The organism is Shewanella sp. MF05956, from assembly GCF_059758055.1.
In genome coordinates this window covers 34006-48722 of sequence record NZ_JCAYNV010000008.1, presented here as the reverse complement: position 1 = coordinate 48722, position 14717 = coordinate 34006, and the positions used below count along the sequence as shown (strand labels likewise).

Sequence of the window (14717 nt, the reverse complement as noted above, 5' to 3'; positions counted from 1 at the left end):
TGATTAAAACAAAAAACCTCTCAAACAGAAGCTTGAGAGGTTTTATTATCGACTTAGTCTGACTTAGTTAGTGCGACTTAAGTGAGTGCGACTCACTTCGCTAAACAGCAATCTAGGCAGTTTGAGTTTGCAACTGCTTATTACGGTAAATTTTAGCTAAGTGATAAATGTTAATACAGGCAACGAAGGCATTCATGCCCGCCACTGGCCACGCTTCGATTGAATACCCGTAAGCAACAAAGAAAGAACAACCAAGAAAATTTAAACATCTTAAAAAGACGATGTCTTTCATCATCAAAGAAATCGCAACCATCACTGATGCTGCATACCCTAAGACTTCAATCAAATCGATATTTTCCATAAGAACCTCAATTTCAGGCTCTCTGCCTTCCGTAAGCGTAACGGGGGATCCGTGCCCCTAAAGCTAGCAAAAAATTTAAACTAACATTAATAATCTACGTAATATGCTAACAAAATGTTGAGCAGAAATGTAATTAAAAAACGTATTAGGATGACCTAAATCAACATATATCGACTAATTGGTTCAAATTGAAAGAAAATTACTTCCAAAATTGATCCTTGTTCTGTATTTAGGTTAATCAGCTCATTTCAAGCATTTACACAAAATGTTGATTTACAACAATCACGTGATTGATAAGGCTTTTATTTTCGTAAAAAGCTCATATAATTCATTTATCTTTGCTTGACCCAGCAATTCCCCTTGCTGCCTAACAGGAGTTAAATATGGAATACAACACCTCAGAACTTTGCGACATGTATATTGATGTAGTTGATGTCGTAGAACCAATGTTCAGTAACTACGGTGGTTGCAGCTCTTTCGGTGGCTCAATCAGTACCATTAAGTGTTTTGAAGATAACGGCCTGATTGCTGACGCTTTAGAAGAAGATGGCGAAGGCAAAGTACTGTTAGTTGACGGCGGCGGATCATTAAGACGTGCACTGCTAGACGGTAGAATTGCTGAGCTTGCTGTAGCAAACAACTGGGAAGGCATTATTATTTATGGTTCTGTGCGCGATGTTGACGCACTTGAAGAACTTGATATTGGTATTCAAGCCATTGCCTCTATTCCTGTTGGCGCAGAAGGTAACGGTGTAGGTGAAGTTGAAATTCCGGTTAACTTTGGCGGAGTGACGTTCTTACCTGGTGACCATATCTATGCTGATAATACTGGCGTGATTTTATCTCCAGAACCATTAGATATTGAATAATACCTAACGACTATCAAGTCGTTGCTAAACACTTTGTTTTAGCTGGCCGACAACTACTTTAAAAACCAGCTATGCTGGTTTTTTTATGCCGATTTCAGGACTATTTTACAGTGAGGCACATTATGTTTACTGCATTTACTGAACAACATTGTCAGGAATTGCTCAATACCAGAGCCAATGAGACTAAATTAGGTCAACAAGTTTTACTGGCTAACGCGGATCTATCGCTTGAGCAAAATGCACAATATGCTGCGTCGCACGGCGCCCGCTTTGCCATTCTTGCAATAGCCGAAGATGTTGGTCCTCGGGCTAATCTAGGCCGAGGTGGCGCAAACGATGCTTTTAATGCGAGTGTCAGCCAATTTGTTAATCTGCAATCTAATCGGTTTTTAGACGGAAATGAATGCGTCATCCTCGGGCAGATTAGCCTCGTCTCTTCACCAGAATCAACAGCGAGTATTGATGAGCTTCGCCAAGCAACGGCAGAGCTAGACCAATTAGTCATCGAAGCAACAACCCATATATTGCAAGCCGGATTAGAACCCATAGTGATTGGCGGCGGTCACAACAATGCATATGGTTTATTAATGGCCACCAAAGCCTATAAAGGCTTACCGGTTGCTGCGGTAAATCTAGACCCCCACAGTGATTTCAGACCGCGAGAAGGACGCCATAGCGGTAACGGCTTTAGTTATGCTGCCGCAAGTGGCGCGCTAGACCACTATCATATTTTAGGGTTACATGAACTGAAAAACACCGAAGCAACCCTTGAACAATTAAGTCTTTTTGGTGCCACATGGCATAGTTTTCAACAAATTTGGGTGCGCCGAGAGCTGCCACTTGAAACAGCGTTAAAACACATTGCCAAAGGGTTAAATCAAACCCAATTGCCGGTAGCATTAGAACTCGATGTTGACGCGATTGCCAATATGCCTAGCAGCGCCGCCACATTTGCCGGCATTCCGCTACTCGATGCCTGCCATTATGTCCACTATATCGCCAAACATTGCCCATGCAGTTATGTGCATTTTGCTGAAGCTGCACCAGCATGCCATCACTCGGGGCAAATCGCGGGTTATCGAGATGTTGGCCAAGGCCTTAGTGAGTTAATTTACGCTTATATTCAAGGGCGACTAGCGCGCTTGAATTAGAATCCCCTGAAGCTATTCATTAAAGGCTAATTTTATGCTCTAATGCAGGGCAATTTTTTAGCCTTTGATAGCGACGTTAATCAGGGTTAATCGACGCGAGAGCATTGCGGCGTGTTAAGATGATGTGAACCACTGAACGTGTATGCATGACAACTAATTGATTGTTGTCACACTCTAGCACTACAGTGTTTCAGCAATCATTCGCAATGACTTACACTCGCTATTACTTACACTCGCAATGAATAATCGCACATTATAGGAATATACCGATGTCTGAGGGCGAACCAAAGAACACTCATTTTGGATATAAAACCGTCGAAGCGGATAAAAAGGCTGATTTAGTCGCGGATGTGTTTCACTCTGTCGCGGCTAAATACGACATTATGAATGACGTGATGTCTTTTGGTATTCACCGCTTTTGGAAGCGTCACACGATTGAAACGGCAGCAGCGCGCCCAGGAATGAAGGTATTAGATCTCGCTGGTGGTACTGGTGATTTAACCGCTAAATTTTCGAATCTAGTCGGCGATCGCGGCCAGGTGGTACTGGCTGATATTAACGATTCGATGCTTAAAGTGGGCCGTACTAAACTGCGCGATAAAGGCATAGTGAATAACGTCAGTTATGTGCAAGCCAATGCTGAAGCATTGCCGTTTCCAGATAACCACTTCGACATTATTACCATTGCCTTTGGTTTGCGTAATGTCACCGATAAAGACGCTGCTTTGCGTTCAATGCACCGAGTGTTAAAGCCAGGTGGCAAACTGTTAGTGCTTGAATTTTCAACGCCTAAGCATGAATTAATGCGTAAAGTTTACGACATGTATAGCTTTAAAGTGTTACCTAAAATGGGCGCATTAATCACCAAAGATGCCGACAGCTATGAATACCTAGCAGAGTCAATTCGCATGCATCCAGATCAAGAAACCTTAAAGCAAATGATGGTTGATGCTGGATTTGAACAAGTTGACTACACCAACATGACCGATGGTGTTGTGGCATTGCACAAAGGTTATAAGTTCTAATGGTACCCAATCAGTTTGCTTTGTTAGTGTGCGCGGCTATCGAAACCGGTTTTAATCGATTACCGCCAAACGCTAAAGATGATTATGCCCGGCAGAAATCATTGCATGGCAAGGTGATTTGTATTCAGTTAAGCCAGTTAAGCTGGCCTATTTACCTCATCTTTGCCAAGCAAATTCAGGTCATGAGTTATTACGAAGGTGATGTCGCGGTGACCGTTAATGCCGATGCATCAACTCTTTACCAATTAACCGAAGGGGCCAATTTAACTGAGTTGATTAAACAAGATAAGCTCAGCCTCGACGGTGATATCCAGCTTTTGCAAACCCTTAGCCACTACTTACACAATATTCATTTCGATTTTGCTGAACCTTTGTCACGCTATATTGGTGATGCTCCAACTCATAAGTTAGTCACTGGCATAAAGCAATTCGGTCAAGAGATGAAGCAAGTCATTCACAAAACTCGCTCGCATATCAGCCAATTGACAACAGAAGAGTATCGCCTAGCACCACATAAAATTGAGATGCTGCATTTTCGTGATAATCTCGAAGAGCTGGTGAGCCAAACTGAACGTATCGAAGCTAAAATAGCCAAATTAAGAGAGCAAATAATTCAATGACATTTGCAAGTATTAGGCGTGGTTACCATGTCATTAAAACCATATTGCATTATGGCTTAGATGACCTCATTCCTCGACACAAAAAGCCTTGGTATTTTTCCATTTTACGTAACGGCTTATTTTGGGTGCGTAACAAACACAAAACCAAGTCCCCTGCCGAACGTTTAAAATTAGCCATGCAAGAGTTAGGTCCGGTTTATATCAAGCTGGGACAAATGCTATCGACTCGTCGAGATTTACTCGACGATGAATGGGCTTATCAACTCGCCATGCTACAAGACAGAGTGCCGCCGTTTGATTCGGCCTTGGCTCGAGAGGCAATAGAAGCTGAGCTTGGCGCACCTATCGACACCTATTTTGATGATTTTGATGATACCCCGTTAGCATCAGCGTCTATCTCGCAAGTGCACACCGCCATTTTAAAATCTAACGGTAAAGACGTGGTACTCAAGGTACTGCGCCCTAATGTGGAGCAGCAAATCTTAGCGGATTTGCAATTGATGACTCAAACCGCCAATCTGCTTGAGGCAATACTCGGTGAAGGCAATCGCCTTCGCCCTGCTGAAGTGATTGAAGATTACCAAACCACGATTTTAGGCGAGCTCAACCTTAAACTTGAAGCCCTTAATGCGATAAAACTGCGTAATAACTTCATCGATTCGAATGCGCTTTATGTGCCTTTTGTTTACGAAGAACACAGCTACGAGCGCTTAATGGTCATGGAGCGGATTTACGGTATTCCAGTATCCGACACCGAAGCGCTGCGAGCTCAAGGCACTAATTTTAAATTATTGGCAGAACGTGGTGTAGAGCTGTTTTTCACCCAAGTATTTCGCGATAACTTTTTCCATGCCGACATGCACCCTGGTAACATTTTTATCAGCCGTGAACACCCTGACGACCCATTTTATATCGGCTTAGACTGCGGAATTATGGGCACGCTAACGGAAGTCGATAAACGCTATCTTGCGGAGAATTTTTTAGCCTTTTTCAATCGTGACTATCATCGCATCGCACAGCTGTATATTGAGTCTGGCTGGGTATCTGAACACACCGATATCATTGCCTTTGAACAGGCCGTAAAAGTAGTGTGTGAGCCGATGTTTAATAAGCCATTAGACGAGATTTCATTTGGCCATGTATTGCTGGAACTGTTTCGCACCGCACGCCATTTTGACATCGTAGTGCAACCACAACTGGTATTACTGGAAAAAACCCTTCTTTACATCGAAGGGTTAGGTCGTCAGTTATACCCGCAACTCGACTTATGGCAAACAGCCAAACCGTTTCTTGAAAATTGGATGTCTGAACAAGTTGGCCCTAAAGCCATGTTCAACAAAGTAAAGTCTAATGCGCCATTTTGGGCAGACAAATTACCTGAGTTCCCAGAGCTGATTTACGACAACTTAAAACTGGGACGAAAACTACTCGGCACCCAGCAACAGATGTTAGATAAGTATCTGCGCTATCAACAAAAATCCCACAAGAGTAATTACCTGCTGATCACATCTGCAATATTGTTGATCTGTGGCACAATTTTATTATCTCAAAACGCTACACTATGGCCTGCATACACCTGCATTGGTGTCGGTGTATTGATTTGGGCAGTTGGATGGCGATCTAGGCCAAAGAATCGTAAATTTTAGCTAGCACTAATTTATTAGACAGTCATAATACTTAAAGAATTGGATGGTATTGTGTACTCCTAAGATAACGTTTTACAAAAACCATTTTTTATTTAAAGAGGATAATCTTCATGGGCGGCATCAGTATTTGGCAGCTTCTAATCGTTGCGTTAATTGTCATTTTATTATTTGGTACTAAAAAATTACGCTCATTGGGCGGTGATTTAGGTGGAGCAGTTAAAGGCTTTAAAAATGCCATGTCTCCAGAAGACGAAAAGAAATCGATAGAAGACAAAGATCTCGAAACAGACCAGACAGCAGCGACTTCGCAACAGGCCGCTGAAAAGCAACCTGAATCTAAAGATAAACAGGCGTAATTTATTATGTTTGACGGTATCGGCTTTATGGAGCTGCTGCTGATTGGTGTTTTGGGGCTTGTGGTACTCGGCCCCGAAAGACTACCGGTTGCGGTACGTTCAGTGACAGGTTGGATCCGCGCCCTAAAGCGTATGGCTAACTCTGTTAAAGATGAACTCGAACAAGAACTAAAAATTGAGCAACTACACTCTGACTTAAAAAAAGCAGAGAGCAAAGGCTTAGCCAATTTATCGCCTGAATTAAAAGAGTCGATAGAACAGTTAAAACAAGCTGCAGAATCAGTCAATAGACCTTACAAGGTCGAAGATGTTTCACCTGTTGCATCGACCACCGAAACACCAGCGGCATCGAACACAACAACGGAAAAAGCAGCCGAAAAAACATCCGAAAACAGTTCACTTCCTAAATCAAACGGATAATTCATGTCACAACAGCAACCGCTTATCAGCCATTTGCTTGAATTACGCAACAAATTGCTCAAAGCCATTGGCAGTGTGTTACTCGTATTCATTACGATTGTGTATTGGGCAAATGATATTTATCACTATATCGCACTACCGTTAATGCGCTCACTGCCTGAAACGGGCAGCATGATTGCAACAGACGTAGCGGCACCGTTTTTTGCGCCTTTTAAACTGACATTAGTACTCGCATTTTTTATTGCGATTCCTTATGTGCTTTATCAAATTTGGTCATTTGTAGCACCGGGATTATATAAGCATGAAAAGCGTTTAGTGATTCCACTACTGACGAGTAGCACCTTGCTATTTTATTTGGGTATCGCATTTGCTTATTACATTGTGTTTCCGGTTGTATTTGGTTTCTTCACCAGTGTTGCTCCTGAAGGTGTGCAAGTCGCAACGGATATCAGCAGTTACTTAAGCTTTATTCTGAAGTTATTTTTTGCCTTTGGTTTAGCCTTTGAAATTCCAGTGGCCGTAGTTCTATTATGTTGGGCTGGCGTCACGACACCAGATGAACTGCGTCAAAAACGTCCTTATATTGTGGTAGGTGCGTTTGTGATTGGTATGTTGTTAACACCACCCGATATTATTTCTCAGACTATGCTAGCGATACCAATGCTGTTATTGTTTGAAGGTGGCTTGATTGCTGCACGTTTTTACAGTAAAAAAGAAGAAGATGACGTGCCAGAGAACGAGCACGCTGATAGCTAAATAAAAATGGCCTTAATTGGCCATTTTTTTGCTAGACAAATAATAAGGAAGCAACAATGCGTTTATGTTTAATTGCCACTGGTATCTTATTGATGTCAGTTAATGCACAAGCCAATACTCAACTCGTCGATCAACTGTCGGTTTGTGCTGTCAAATCCAATAATGCTGAACGCTTAAGTTGTTATGACCAACTCGCGGCCAATGTAAAACCAATCACCCAACGCCAAATAACGCCAACAGCGGTTGAAGCAACAGAAATAGTCCAAGCACCTGTTGTAACTAAAACAACTCCAGCGTCACCCATTACAACAATCAAAGTGGAACAAGAACTTAGAGTAGAAGATTTTGGTTTACATAAAAGAGTTATTGAAGATGAAGTTGATCGCCTTTATTTTATTGCTTCTGAAGTAAATAAAGGACCTTTTAACAAGTTAATAATTACCTTTGATAACGGGCAGATTTGGAAACAAACAAGCGCTGAACGCTTTAAAGTTAAAAAGGGTGCTAAATTATTTATTGAAAAGGGTGCGTTAAACTCATTTTTAATGGGCAGTGATGATCGAAATGCCACGACCCGAGTTAAACGACTAAAATAGCCCAGGCTATTCACTTCCTATGACTCAATATATCGACATCGCGGTTAACCTGCTCAGCGAAAGGTTAAAACACGACATTGACTCGATCATTAATGATGCGGCGAAACACCATGTTTCGCCGTTAATTGTTATTGGTAGCGATTTAGATGAAAGCGCTGAAGCCTGCGTCGTCAGTCAACAATACCCACAGCAACTGTTCAGCACTGCGGGTGTGCACCCCCATCAAGCCTCGAGTTGGGATCATCTAAGCCACAATAAACTTAAACAGTTGGCCTTGAGCCCAAGAGTTGTCGCCATTGGCGAATGTGGCCTTGACTATAACCGTGACTTTTCGCCGAGACAGGCCCAAAGACAAGCATTTTCCGCGCAGTTAGCTTTGGCCTGCGAGCTTAATATGCCGGTATTAATGCACTGCCGCGATGCTCATCAAGACTTTATTGCCATTGTAAATGAATATAGAAGCGCCTTACCTAAAGGCTTACTTCATTGTTTTACAGGCACTCAAGATGAACTAGAAGCTTGTTTAGCCGCCGATTTATACATTGGTATAACGGGGTGGATATGTGATGAGCGCCGTGGACAAGAGCTCGCACAGTTAGTGCCGCTTATCCCTAATAACCGCATTATGGCTGAAACTGACAGTCCATATTTATTACCTCGCAGCATGCGGCCTAAGCCCAAATCTAGCAAAAACTTACCGCAATATTTACCCTATATCGTTCAAGTTATGGCACAATTCCGCCAGCAACCTGAAACTGAACTGGCGCAATATTGCTTTCAAAACAGCTGTGATTTTTTTGGGTTACCTATTACTCAGCATAGGATTGAGGAATGATGAACATTCTTAACCTTGCGGGTTTACCATCAAAACTAACATACTGTTTCAGTCTGTTTTTAGGGCTCTGCTTGCTCCTTGTAAGCCAACTCAGTTGGGCCAATACCTTACAAACTGTTCCACTCCGGCTAACCTCAGATTCTATTACTAAAATTGATTTACAAGATTGGATTTACATCAATAAAAGTAAAAATATCAGTCAATTGACCAAGCTGTTAGAGCAACCTGAAAGTACATGGAAGAAATTTGAAGAGGATCAGCCGCAGCGTATTGGCGTAGAAAATTATTGGGTCACATTCAGCATATACAACCCAGACGATTACCTCTCACGAATAATAGCGCTAGATAACCCACTCCTTGACAGCGTGGTCATATACCACTTTATTAACGGTGAGCTTGTTAGTGCACAACAAATGGGTGACTCATTACCGTTTAAACAGCGACCCCTTTTGAGTAATATTTTTTTATATCCTATCGAATTACAGCCCGGTGATACTCACAAGTTTTATATCAAAATTGACAGCCTTGGCAGCATTAGCTTGCCGCTTGTTTTATGGTCGTCGAACGACTTAACTCAATTAACAGAAACCAAAAATTTATATATTGGCCTGCAAATAGGCCTGCTAATCGCCATTAGCTTATTTAGTTTGTTTATTGCAATAGCCTCTAACTCATACAGTTATAGCTACTACTGCGGTTATGTTGTTGGACTCACCATACTCACAGCAAGTATATACGGCGTGTCATTTCGCTATTTATGGCCGCAATGGCCCATTATGCAGCAGTACATATTTACCATTATCATCCCGCTAACGTTGGGATTCTCATTAATGTTTACTGAAAAAGCATTACAGCTCAAATATCACAACTTAAAGATGCTGCGGATTTGCCGGGTCATGGCTGTTATCTCGTTTTCTTTAGCGGTAATAATGCCCTTTATTAATTACAGCTCGGCACTTTATATTATGGTGTTTGTTGTATTAACTGTGAGCACCATTCTCGTTACATTCTCACTCATTCAAGCTTTTGTAGGCCAACGTAATGCCACTTTATATGCTTTAGGCCGTCTGGCTTTATTAATAGGCTGCATTCTTACTGGACTGTTATATGTTGGTATGATCAAACTGGATATCGCGCCGCAAATACCCACCATGATAGGCCTGATGTTTGAGGTCTTCACTATGGCTGCGGTACTCGCATTACGTTACAGCGATGAACGCAAAGCTAAGTTTAAAATTCAGCAACAAACACTCGAACAAGCACAACGGATCAGAGAAGTCCGTGAAGAAGCATTGCAGGCGGAAGCGGAGAACAGTGAAAAACTTGAACAGATGGTTCAAGAACGCACTCTAGAATTAGAGGTTACCTTGCGTGAACTGCATGAAGTGAATCAAAAACTGACTGAGCAAAACACCATCGACAGTCTCACCGGTGTAAAAAATCGTAGTGCATTTGATCGCCGCTTAATCGCAGAAGGCCGTATTAGCCGTAGACAACAAACCCCGATGGCATTATTAATGATTGATATCGATAAATTTAAAAATATTAACGATCAATATGGTCATCTTACAGGTGACTACTCAATCAAAATGATAGCCCACACACTGACTGAATTTTTAAAACGGCCAACCGATCTCGTATCACGTTTTGGCGGTGAAGAGTTTGCTATCATTCTACCTAGCACTGATAGCGAAGGAGCCCTATTAGTTGCCGAGCAAATTCGCCAAGCAATCAGTGAACAAGACATTACTCATAACGGTCAACATATCCCATTAACCGTCAGTATTGGTGTTAGTGCAGATATCATCGACAGTGATGAGCATCCAATGTTATTACTTGAACAAGCAGATAAAGCACTGTATCAAGCTAAACGCAGTGGCAGAAATAAAGTGTGCTATTACGCACTCGAAGCAGACCAGATTTAACCCAGGAGTCGAAATTGAATATTATTACTAGTGCCTTCCCACAGCGCAGAATGCGCCGCATGCGTAAACATGACTTTAGTCGTCGTTTGATGTCTGAAAACACCCTAACGGTCAATGATCTGATATACCCGATGTTTGTACTAGAAGGGTTTCAGCGCTCAGAAAAAGTCGCCTCTATGCCAGGTGTTGAGCGCTACTCGATTGATTTATTATTAAAAGAAGCCGCTGAATTAGTTGAGTTAGGGATTCCACTCATTGCTTTATTTCCCGTAACGCCAGTGGACAAGAAAAGCTTATTAGCCGAAGAGTCATACAATCCAGATGGCTTAGTTCAACGTGCCGTTCGCGAACTAAAACAAGCTTTCCCACAGCTAGGGATTATGACTGACGTCGCGTTAGACCCATTCACCACCCATGGCCAAGATGGCATTATTGATGATACCGGTTATATCCTTAACGACATCACCACGGAAATATTAGTTAAGCAAGCCTTATCTCACGCAGAAGCTGGCGCCGACATTGTTGCACCATCAGATATGATGGACGGCCGTATTGGTGCTATCCGCCAAGCATTAGAAGAAAAGGGGTTTGTGAACACCCAAATCATGGCTTATTCAGCTAAATACTCTTCAAGCTACTACGGACCTTTCCGTGATGCAGTCGGCTCTGCAGGCAACTTAAAGGGTGGCAATAAACATAGCTATCAAATGGACCCTGCCAATAGTGATGAAGCATTGCATGAAGTCGCTCTAGATATCCAAGAAGGGGCTGACATGGTAATGGTAAAGCCTGGCATGCCTTATTTAGACATTGTACGCCGTGTCAAAACAGAACTTGCTGTGCCAACATTTGCTTATCAAGTCAGTGGTGAATATGCCATGCACATGGCAGCAATCCAAAACGGTTGGTTAGCAGAAAAAGCCATTGTAATGGAGTCACTACTTTGCTTTAAACGTGCAGGTGCCGACGGTATTTTAACTTACTTTGCTAAACGTGCAGCGCAATGGCTAAAAGAACACAATTAGTATCAATTGTTCAATTTAGTTGCAATTATTAAAAATAAAGCCAATCACCTTATGATTGGCTTTATTTTTTAGTGATCTACTTAGCATCAAAACCATCTTAGACTTAACAGATCCTTATTAGCATGATTGAATACACACAAGCATATTTCTAAGTATTCCCTTCTTAAGCGAGACATTATCATGCACAATAACGTTAAAACATTATTGGCCACTACCGCACTCTTTTTCAGTGTTCAAATGTTACCAATGACCGTATCGGCTAATTCTGGATGCGGATTTGAAGAAGAGCAGCAAGGCTTTATTGCGACATGCAGCGAGGAGAAACAAGAAGTGATTTTAACCGGCGTAATTGAACCACAAACGCTCACCAGCACATTACCAGGCTACGCTGATGGCTTTGCTAATTATCAAGTTGATGCGCAAGCTGTTGCTGTACTTAGCTCGATTGATGTACCCACCCAAATTGTGGTTATTATCGGCACTTGGTGTCCTGACTGTCACCGTGAAACGCCGCATTTTATGCGAGTACTTGAAGCCGCTGGTAATCCTAATATTCAAGTGGAATACATTGGCGTTGACCGCGCTAAACAAGACCCTGAAGGATTAGCCGCTAAGTATGCATTTAGCCGTATCCCTACCTTTATTGTTAAGCAGCAAGGTAATGAATTAGGCCGTATTGTTGAGCGTCCAAAAGCCACTTTAGAGGCTGATCTTGTCGAGATCCTAAAGTAATCTCAATTCAATTTGTTTAATGATGATCTTAATGATGTAAACATTTAAATAAAAAAATAGGTCGCCTAGGCGACCTATTTTTATGCGGTATATACAAAAGCTTATTTGCTAAGCATTGGCAATGCGATCGGCCAAAAGTTGTAATACACCTTCACGTAACGCGCCGCCAGCAAGGTATAAGCTTTCAATCGATAAGCATTCGAATAAGGCGATAAGAATCGCTACACCAGCCGCAAAAGTCGGTGCCTGCTCAGCAGTTAATCCCGTAATACCACTCAAGCTTGCATCCTGTTGTGACAAAATATCATCACGAAAGCCGTTTAAAATATCGACAGTGATAATTTCAGCGCATTGTCGATGTTGTAACACCGACACCACAGATTGCACCGCACCAGATGCACCAAGAACATTCTGCCAACCAAGGGTTAATAGTTGTTCTCGATATTCGGCTAACATCGTGCCGACATATTCAATCGCTTGAGTAAAATCAATATGTTGTAAAGGATACTGAGTAAAAAAACGTTGATTAAACAACACGCACCCCATGGGCACACTGGTTTTAAACAGAACGTTACAGCCATCACCAATAATAAACTCTGTGCTAGCTCCGCCAATATCAATCACTAAGCGACGACCGTCACCTTGTGTCGTAGCGACCATGCCTTGATAGATCAATTCAGCTTCTCGCAAGCCTGAAATCACTTCAATTTCATGCTGTAAAATCGGCAATGCGCGTCGATGAAACTCATCGGCGTTACTGATCACCCGCAATGTTGCAGTTGCAAATACCGCAACATTTTCAGTCGCAATATGGTGCTGTTTAAGCATTGAGGCAAACATAGACAAACAATCTAAACCACGCAAAATAACGTCTTCAGACAATATGCCATCGTCGCCTATGCCTTCTGCAAGGCGGACTTTACGTTTATATTTAGCGATAACAGTAGGTTTATTACCTACTGTATTAGCCACCAACATATTAAAACTGTTCGAGCCTAATGTTATCGCCGCATAAGGTTGAGATACGTTTGACAATGGCATTGACTATGGTCTGCGAGTCCTAGGACGTGGCGGACGGCTAGCGCCACCGCTACGATGTGCGCCTTTGCTTGCACCACCATCACGGGTACGTGATGTAGGATGTTTGCGATGGATACGCACTGGCGCAGGAATATCATCCAGTAATCCATCTTGATCGTAGTTTGACACCGGAATTGAATGGTTTATATAAGTTTCAATAGCGGGTAAGTTTAGCGCGTATTCTTCACACGCAAAACTGATTGACACGCCGGTTTTACCCGCGCGGCCAGTACGGCCAATACGATGCACATAATCTTCACAATCATCAGGTAGATCATAGTTATACACGTGTGACACATCAGAGATATGCAATCCGCGAGCAGCAACATCTGTTGCGACTAAAATATCTAAATCACCAGTAGTAAATTGCTCAAGAATACGAATTCGTTTCTTTTGCGGTACATCGCCAGTTAACAAACCGACACGGTGACCATCACCTTCTAAATAAGACCATAGCTTTTCACAGCTGTGTTTCGTGTTCGAAAACACGATAGCTTTGTCTGGCCAGTCTTCTTCAATTAGGCTTAATAGTAAGCGCATTTTGTCTTCCATCGACGGGTAGAAAATTTCCTCTTTAATATTCTTAGAGGTTTTTTCTAACGGTTCGATTTCAACTTTTTCCGGATCGTTCATGTGATCATAAGCTAATTCCTGCACTTTCATTGACAAAGTGGCAGAAAACAACATATTTAATCGTGACTGAGCATCAGGCATTCTGCGGAATAAAAAGCGAATGTCTTTAATAAAGCCTAAGTCGAACATGCGGTCAGCTTCATCAAGCACAACCGCTTGAATGTGATTTAAACTGATCACACCTTGACGAACATAATCAATAATACGCCCGGTGGTGCCGATTAAAATATCAACACCTTTGTCTAGCACTTCTCGCTGTGTTTCGTAGCTTTCACCACCGTAAACAATACCGACTTTAAGGCCTGTATGTTTAGCAAGTAAATTAGCATCTTTGGCGATTTGTATTGCCAACTCACGGGTTGGCGCCATGATAATAGCGCGTGGTTCGGTTGCTTTGCGGCCCTCTGGCGCTGCAACGGTAAGCAAATGGTTAAACGTGGCAACTAAAAACGCCATGGTTTTACCGGTACCGGTTTGGGCTTGTCCGGCGATGTCTTTTGCTTTCAGTAAAATCGGTAAAGATAACGCCTGAATTGGCGTGCAAAACTCAAACCCGTTTTCATTTAATGCCGCGAGTACTTCGGGCTTTAAAAGGAAGTCGGCGAATTTTTGGGTCGATAAATGTGTTTGGCTCATAGCACAAGCATACCTGTAGGGGTTGCAAAAAAAGATTCGATCGTTTGAAAT

At 42.3% G+C, this 14717-nt stretch carries 16 protein-coding genes; 13 read left to right on the top strand and 3 right to left on the bottom strand.

From position 1 onward, the window contains the following. Positions 1-112: 112 nt before the first annotated feature. Positions 113-361, bottom strand: coding sequence for a YgjV family protein (locus tag AC19MX_RS10290; protein ID WP_432404630.1), 249 nt, complete (start codon positions 359-361; stop codon positions 113-115). 383 nt (positions 362-744) lie between these two features. On the opposite strand from AC19MX_RS10290, the gene rraA reads away from it, so the two are divergent. From rraA to AC19MX_RS10225, 13 genes are all read left to right on the top strand, one after another. Then, positions 745-1230 carry a ribonuclease E activity regulator RraA gene (gene rraA / locus AC19MX_RS10285; RefSeq protein WP_188957327.1) on the top strand — a complete coding sequence of 162 codons (486 nt, stop codon included), beginning with the start codon at positions 745-747 and terminating at the stop codon, positions 1228-1230. 122 nt (positions 1231-1352) lie between these two features. Then, on the top strand, positions 1353-2381 hold the full coding sequence (locus tag AC19MX_RS10280; protein ID WP_498297860.1) for a formimidoylglutamase: 1029 nt from the start codon (positions 1353-1355) through the stop codon (positions 2379-2381). A 269-nt stretch (positions 2382-2650) separates the two neighbouring features. Next, positions 2651-3406, top strand: a complete 756-nt coding sequence (ubiE, locus tag AC19MX_RS10275; RefSeq protein WP_432404623.1) for a bifunctional demethylmenaquinone methyltransferase/2-methoxy-6-polyprenyl-1,4-benzoquinol methylase UbiE — start codon at positions 2651-2653, stop codon at positions 3404-3406. Continuing rightward, positions 3406-4026, top strand: coding sequence for a ubiquinone biosynthesis accessory factor UbiJ (locus AC19MX_RS10270; RefSeq protein WP_498297858.1), 621 nt, complete (start codon positions 3406-3408; stop codon positions 4024-4026). The genes ubiE and AC19MX_RS10270 overlap by 1 nt, the downstream gene beginning before the upstream one ends. Continuing rightward, positions 4023-5672 carry a ubiquinone biosynthesis regulatory protein kinase UbiB gene (gene ubiB, locus AC19MX_RS10265; RefSeq protein ID WP_432404615.1) on the top strand — a complete coding sequence of 550 codons (1650 nt, stop codon included), beginning with the start codon at positions 4023-4025 and terminating at the stop codon, positions 5670-5672. Before AC19MX_RS10270 ends, ubiB begins: the two co-directional genes overlap by 4 nt. Positions 5673-5782: 110 nt before the next feature. Further along, on the top strand, positions 5783-6028 hold the full coding sequence (tatA, locus tag AC19MX_RS10260; protein WP_432404611.1) for a Sec-independent protein translocase subunit TatA: 246 nt from the start codon (positions 5783-5785) through the stop codon (positions 6026-6028). Between the two features lie 6 nt (positions 6029-6034). Continuing rightward, positions 6035-6448: a Sec-independent protein translocase protein TatB gene (gene tatB / locus AC19MX_RS10255; RefSeq protein ID WP_432404608.1), complete on the top strand. Its 414-nt coding sequence runs from the start codon at positions 6035-6037 to the stop codon at positions 6446-6448. A 3-nt stretch (positions 6449-6451) separates the two neighbouring features. After that, complete coding sequence (gene tatC / locus AC19MX_RS10250) at positions 6452-7204, top strand: twin-arginine translocase subunit TatC (RefSeq protein ID WP_432404603.1); 753 nt, start codon at positions 6452-6454, stop codon at positions 7202-7204. Positions 7205-7260: 56 nt separating this feature from the next. Next, positions 7261-7800, top strand: a complete 540-nt coding sequence (locus AC19MX_RS10245) for a hypothetical protein (protein WP_498297855.1) — start codon at positions 7261-7263, stop codon at positions 7798-7800. Positions 7801-7819: 19 nt separating this feature from the next. Beyond that, positions 7820-8635: a TatD family hydrolase gene (locus AC19MX_RS10240; protein WP_498297853.1), complete on the top strand. Its 816-nt coding sequence runs from the start codon at positions 7820-7822 to the stop codon at positions 8633-8635. Further along, entirely contained in the window at positions 8635-10560 is a 1926-nt protein-coding gene (locus AC19MX_RS10235; protein ID WP_498298049.1) for a sensor domain-containing diguanylate cyclase, read from the top strand. The genes AC19MX_RS10240 and AC19MX_RS10235 overlap by 1 nt, the downstream gene beginning before the upstream one ends. 14 nt (positions 10561-10574) lie before the next feature. Beyond that, on the top strand, positions 10575-11585 hold the full coding sequence (gene hemB, locus AC19MX_RS10230) for a porphobilinogen synthase (RefSeq protein ID WP_432404594.1): 1011 nt from the start codon (positions 10575-10577) through the stop codon (positions 11583-11585). Positions 11586-11765: 180 nt separating this feature from the next. Further along, on the top strand, positions 11766-12317 hold the full coding sequence (locus tag AC19MX_RS10225) for a thioredoxin family protein (protein WP_498297851.1): 552 nt from the start codon (positions 11766-11768) through the stop codon (positions 12315-12317). Between the two features lie 108 nt (positions 12318-12425). Here the strand turns inward: AC19MX_RS10225 and AC19MX_RS10220 are convergent, their stop codons facing one another. Continuing rightward, positions 12426-13358, bottom strand: a complete 933-nt coding sequence (locus AC19MX_RS10220; RefSeq protein ID WP_498297849.1) for a Ppx/GppA phosphatase family protein — start codon at positions 13356-13358, stop codon at positions 12426-12428. 3 nt (positions 13359-13361) lie between these two features. Beyond that, positions 13362-14666 (bottom strand): ATP-dependent RNA helicase RhlB, encoded by a 1305-nt coding sequence (rhlB, locus tag AC19MX_RS10215; protein ID WP_498297847.1) that lies wholly within the window; start codon positions 14664-14666, stop codon positions 13362-13364. Between the last annotated feature and the right edge of the window lie 51 nt (positions 14667-14717).

Coding starts and splice junctions, on each gene's coding strand:
- AC19MX_RS10290 (WP_432404630.1), bottom strand. CDS start 361: ATGGAAAATATCGATTTGATTGAAGTCTTAGGGTATGCAGCATCAGTG.
- rraA (WP_188957327.1), top strand. CDS start 745: ATGGAATACAACACCTCAGAACTTTGCGACATGTATATTGATGTAGTT.
- AC19MX_RS10280 (WP_498297860.1), top strand. CDS start 1,353: ATGTTTACTGCATTTACTGAACAACATTGTCAGGAATTGCTCAATACC.
- ubiE (WP_432404623.1), top strand. CDS start 2,651: ATGTCTGAGGGCGAACCAAAGAACACTCATTTTGGATATAAAACCGTC.
- AC19MX_RS10270 (WP_498297858.1), top strand. CDS start 3,406: ATGGTACCCAATCAGTTTGCTTTGTTAGTGTGCGCGGCTATCGAAACC.
- ubiB (WP_432404615.1), top strand. CDS start 4,023: ATGACATTTGCAAGTATTAGGCGTGGTTACCATGTCATTAAAACCATA.
- tatA (WP_432404611.1), top strand. CDS start 5,783: ATGGGCGGCATCAGTATTTGGCAGCTTCTAATCGTTGCGTTAATTGTC.
- tatB (WP_432404608.1), top strand. CDS start 6,035: ATGTTTGACGGTATCGGCTTTATGGAGCTGCTGCTGATTGGTGTTTTG.
- tatC (WP_432404603.1), top strand. CDS start 6,452: ATGTCACAACAGCAACCGCTTATCAGCCATTTGCTTGAATTACGCAAC.
- AC19MX_RS10245 (WP_498297855.1), top strand. CDS start 7,261: ATGCGTTTATGTTTAATTGCCACTGGTATCTTATTGATGTCAGTTAAT.
- AC19MX_RS10240 (WP_498297853.1), top strand. CDS start 7,820: ATGACTCAATATATCGACATCGCGGTTAACCTGCTCAGCGAAAGGTTA.
- AC19MX_RS10235 (WP_498298049.1), top strand. CDS start 8,635: ATGAACATTCTTAACCTTGCGGGTTTACCATCAAAACTAACATACTGT.
- AC19MX_RS10225 (WP_498297851.1), top strand. CDS start 11,766: ATGCACAATAACGTTAAAACATTATTGGCCACTACCGCACTCTTTTTC.
- AC19MX_RS10220 (WP_498297849.1), bottom strand. CDS start 13,358: ATGCCATTGTCAAACGTATCTCAACCTTATGCGGCGATAACATTAGGC.
- rhlB (WP_498297847.1), bottom strand. CDS start 14,666: ATGAGCCAAACACATTTATCGACCCAAAAATTCGCCGACTTCCTTTTA.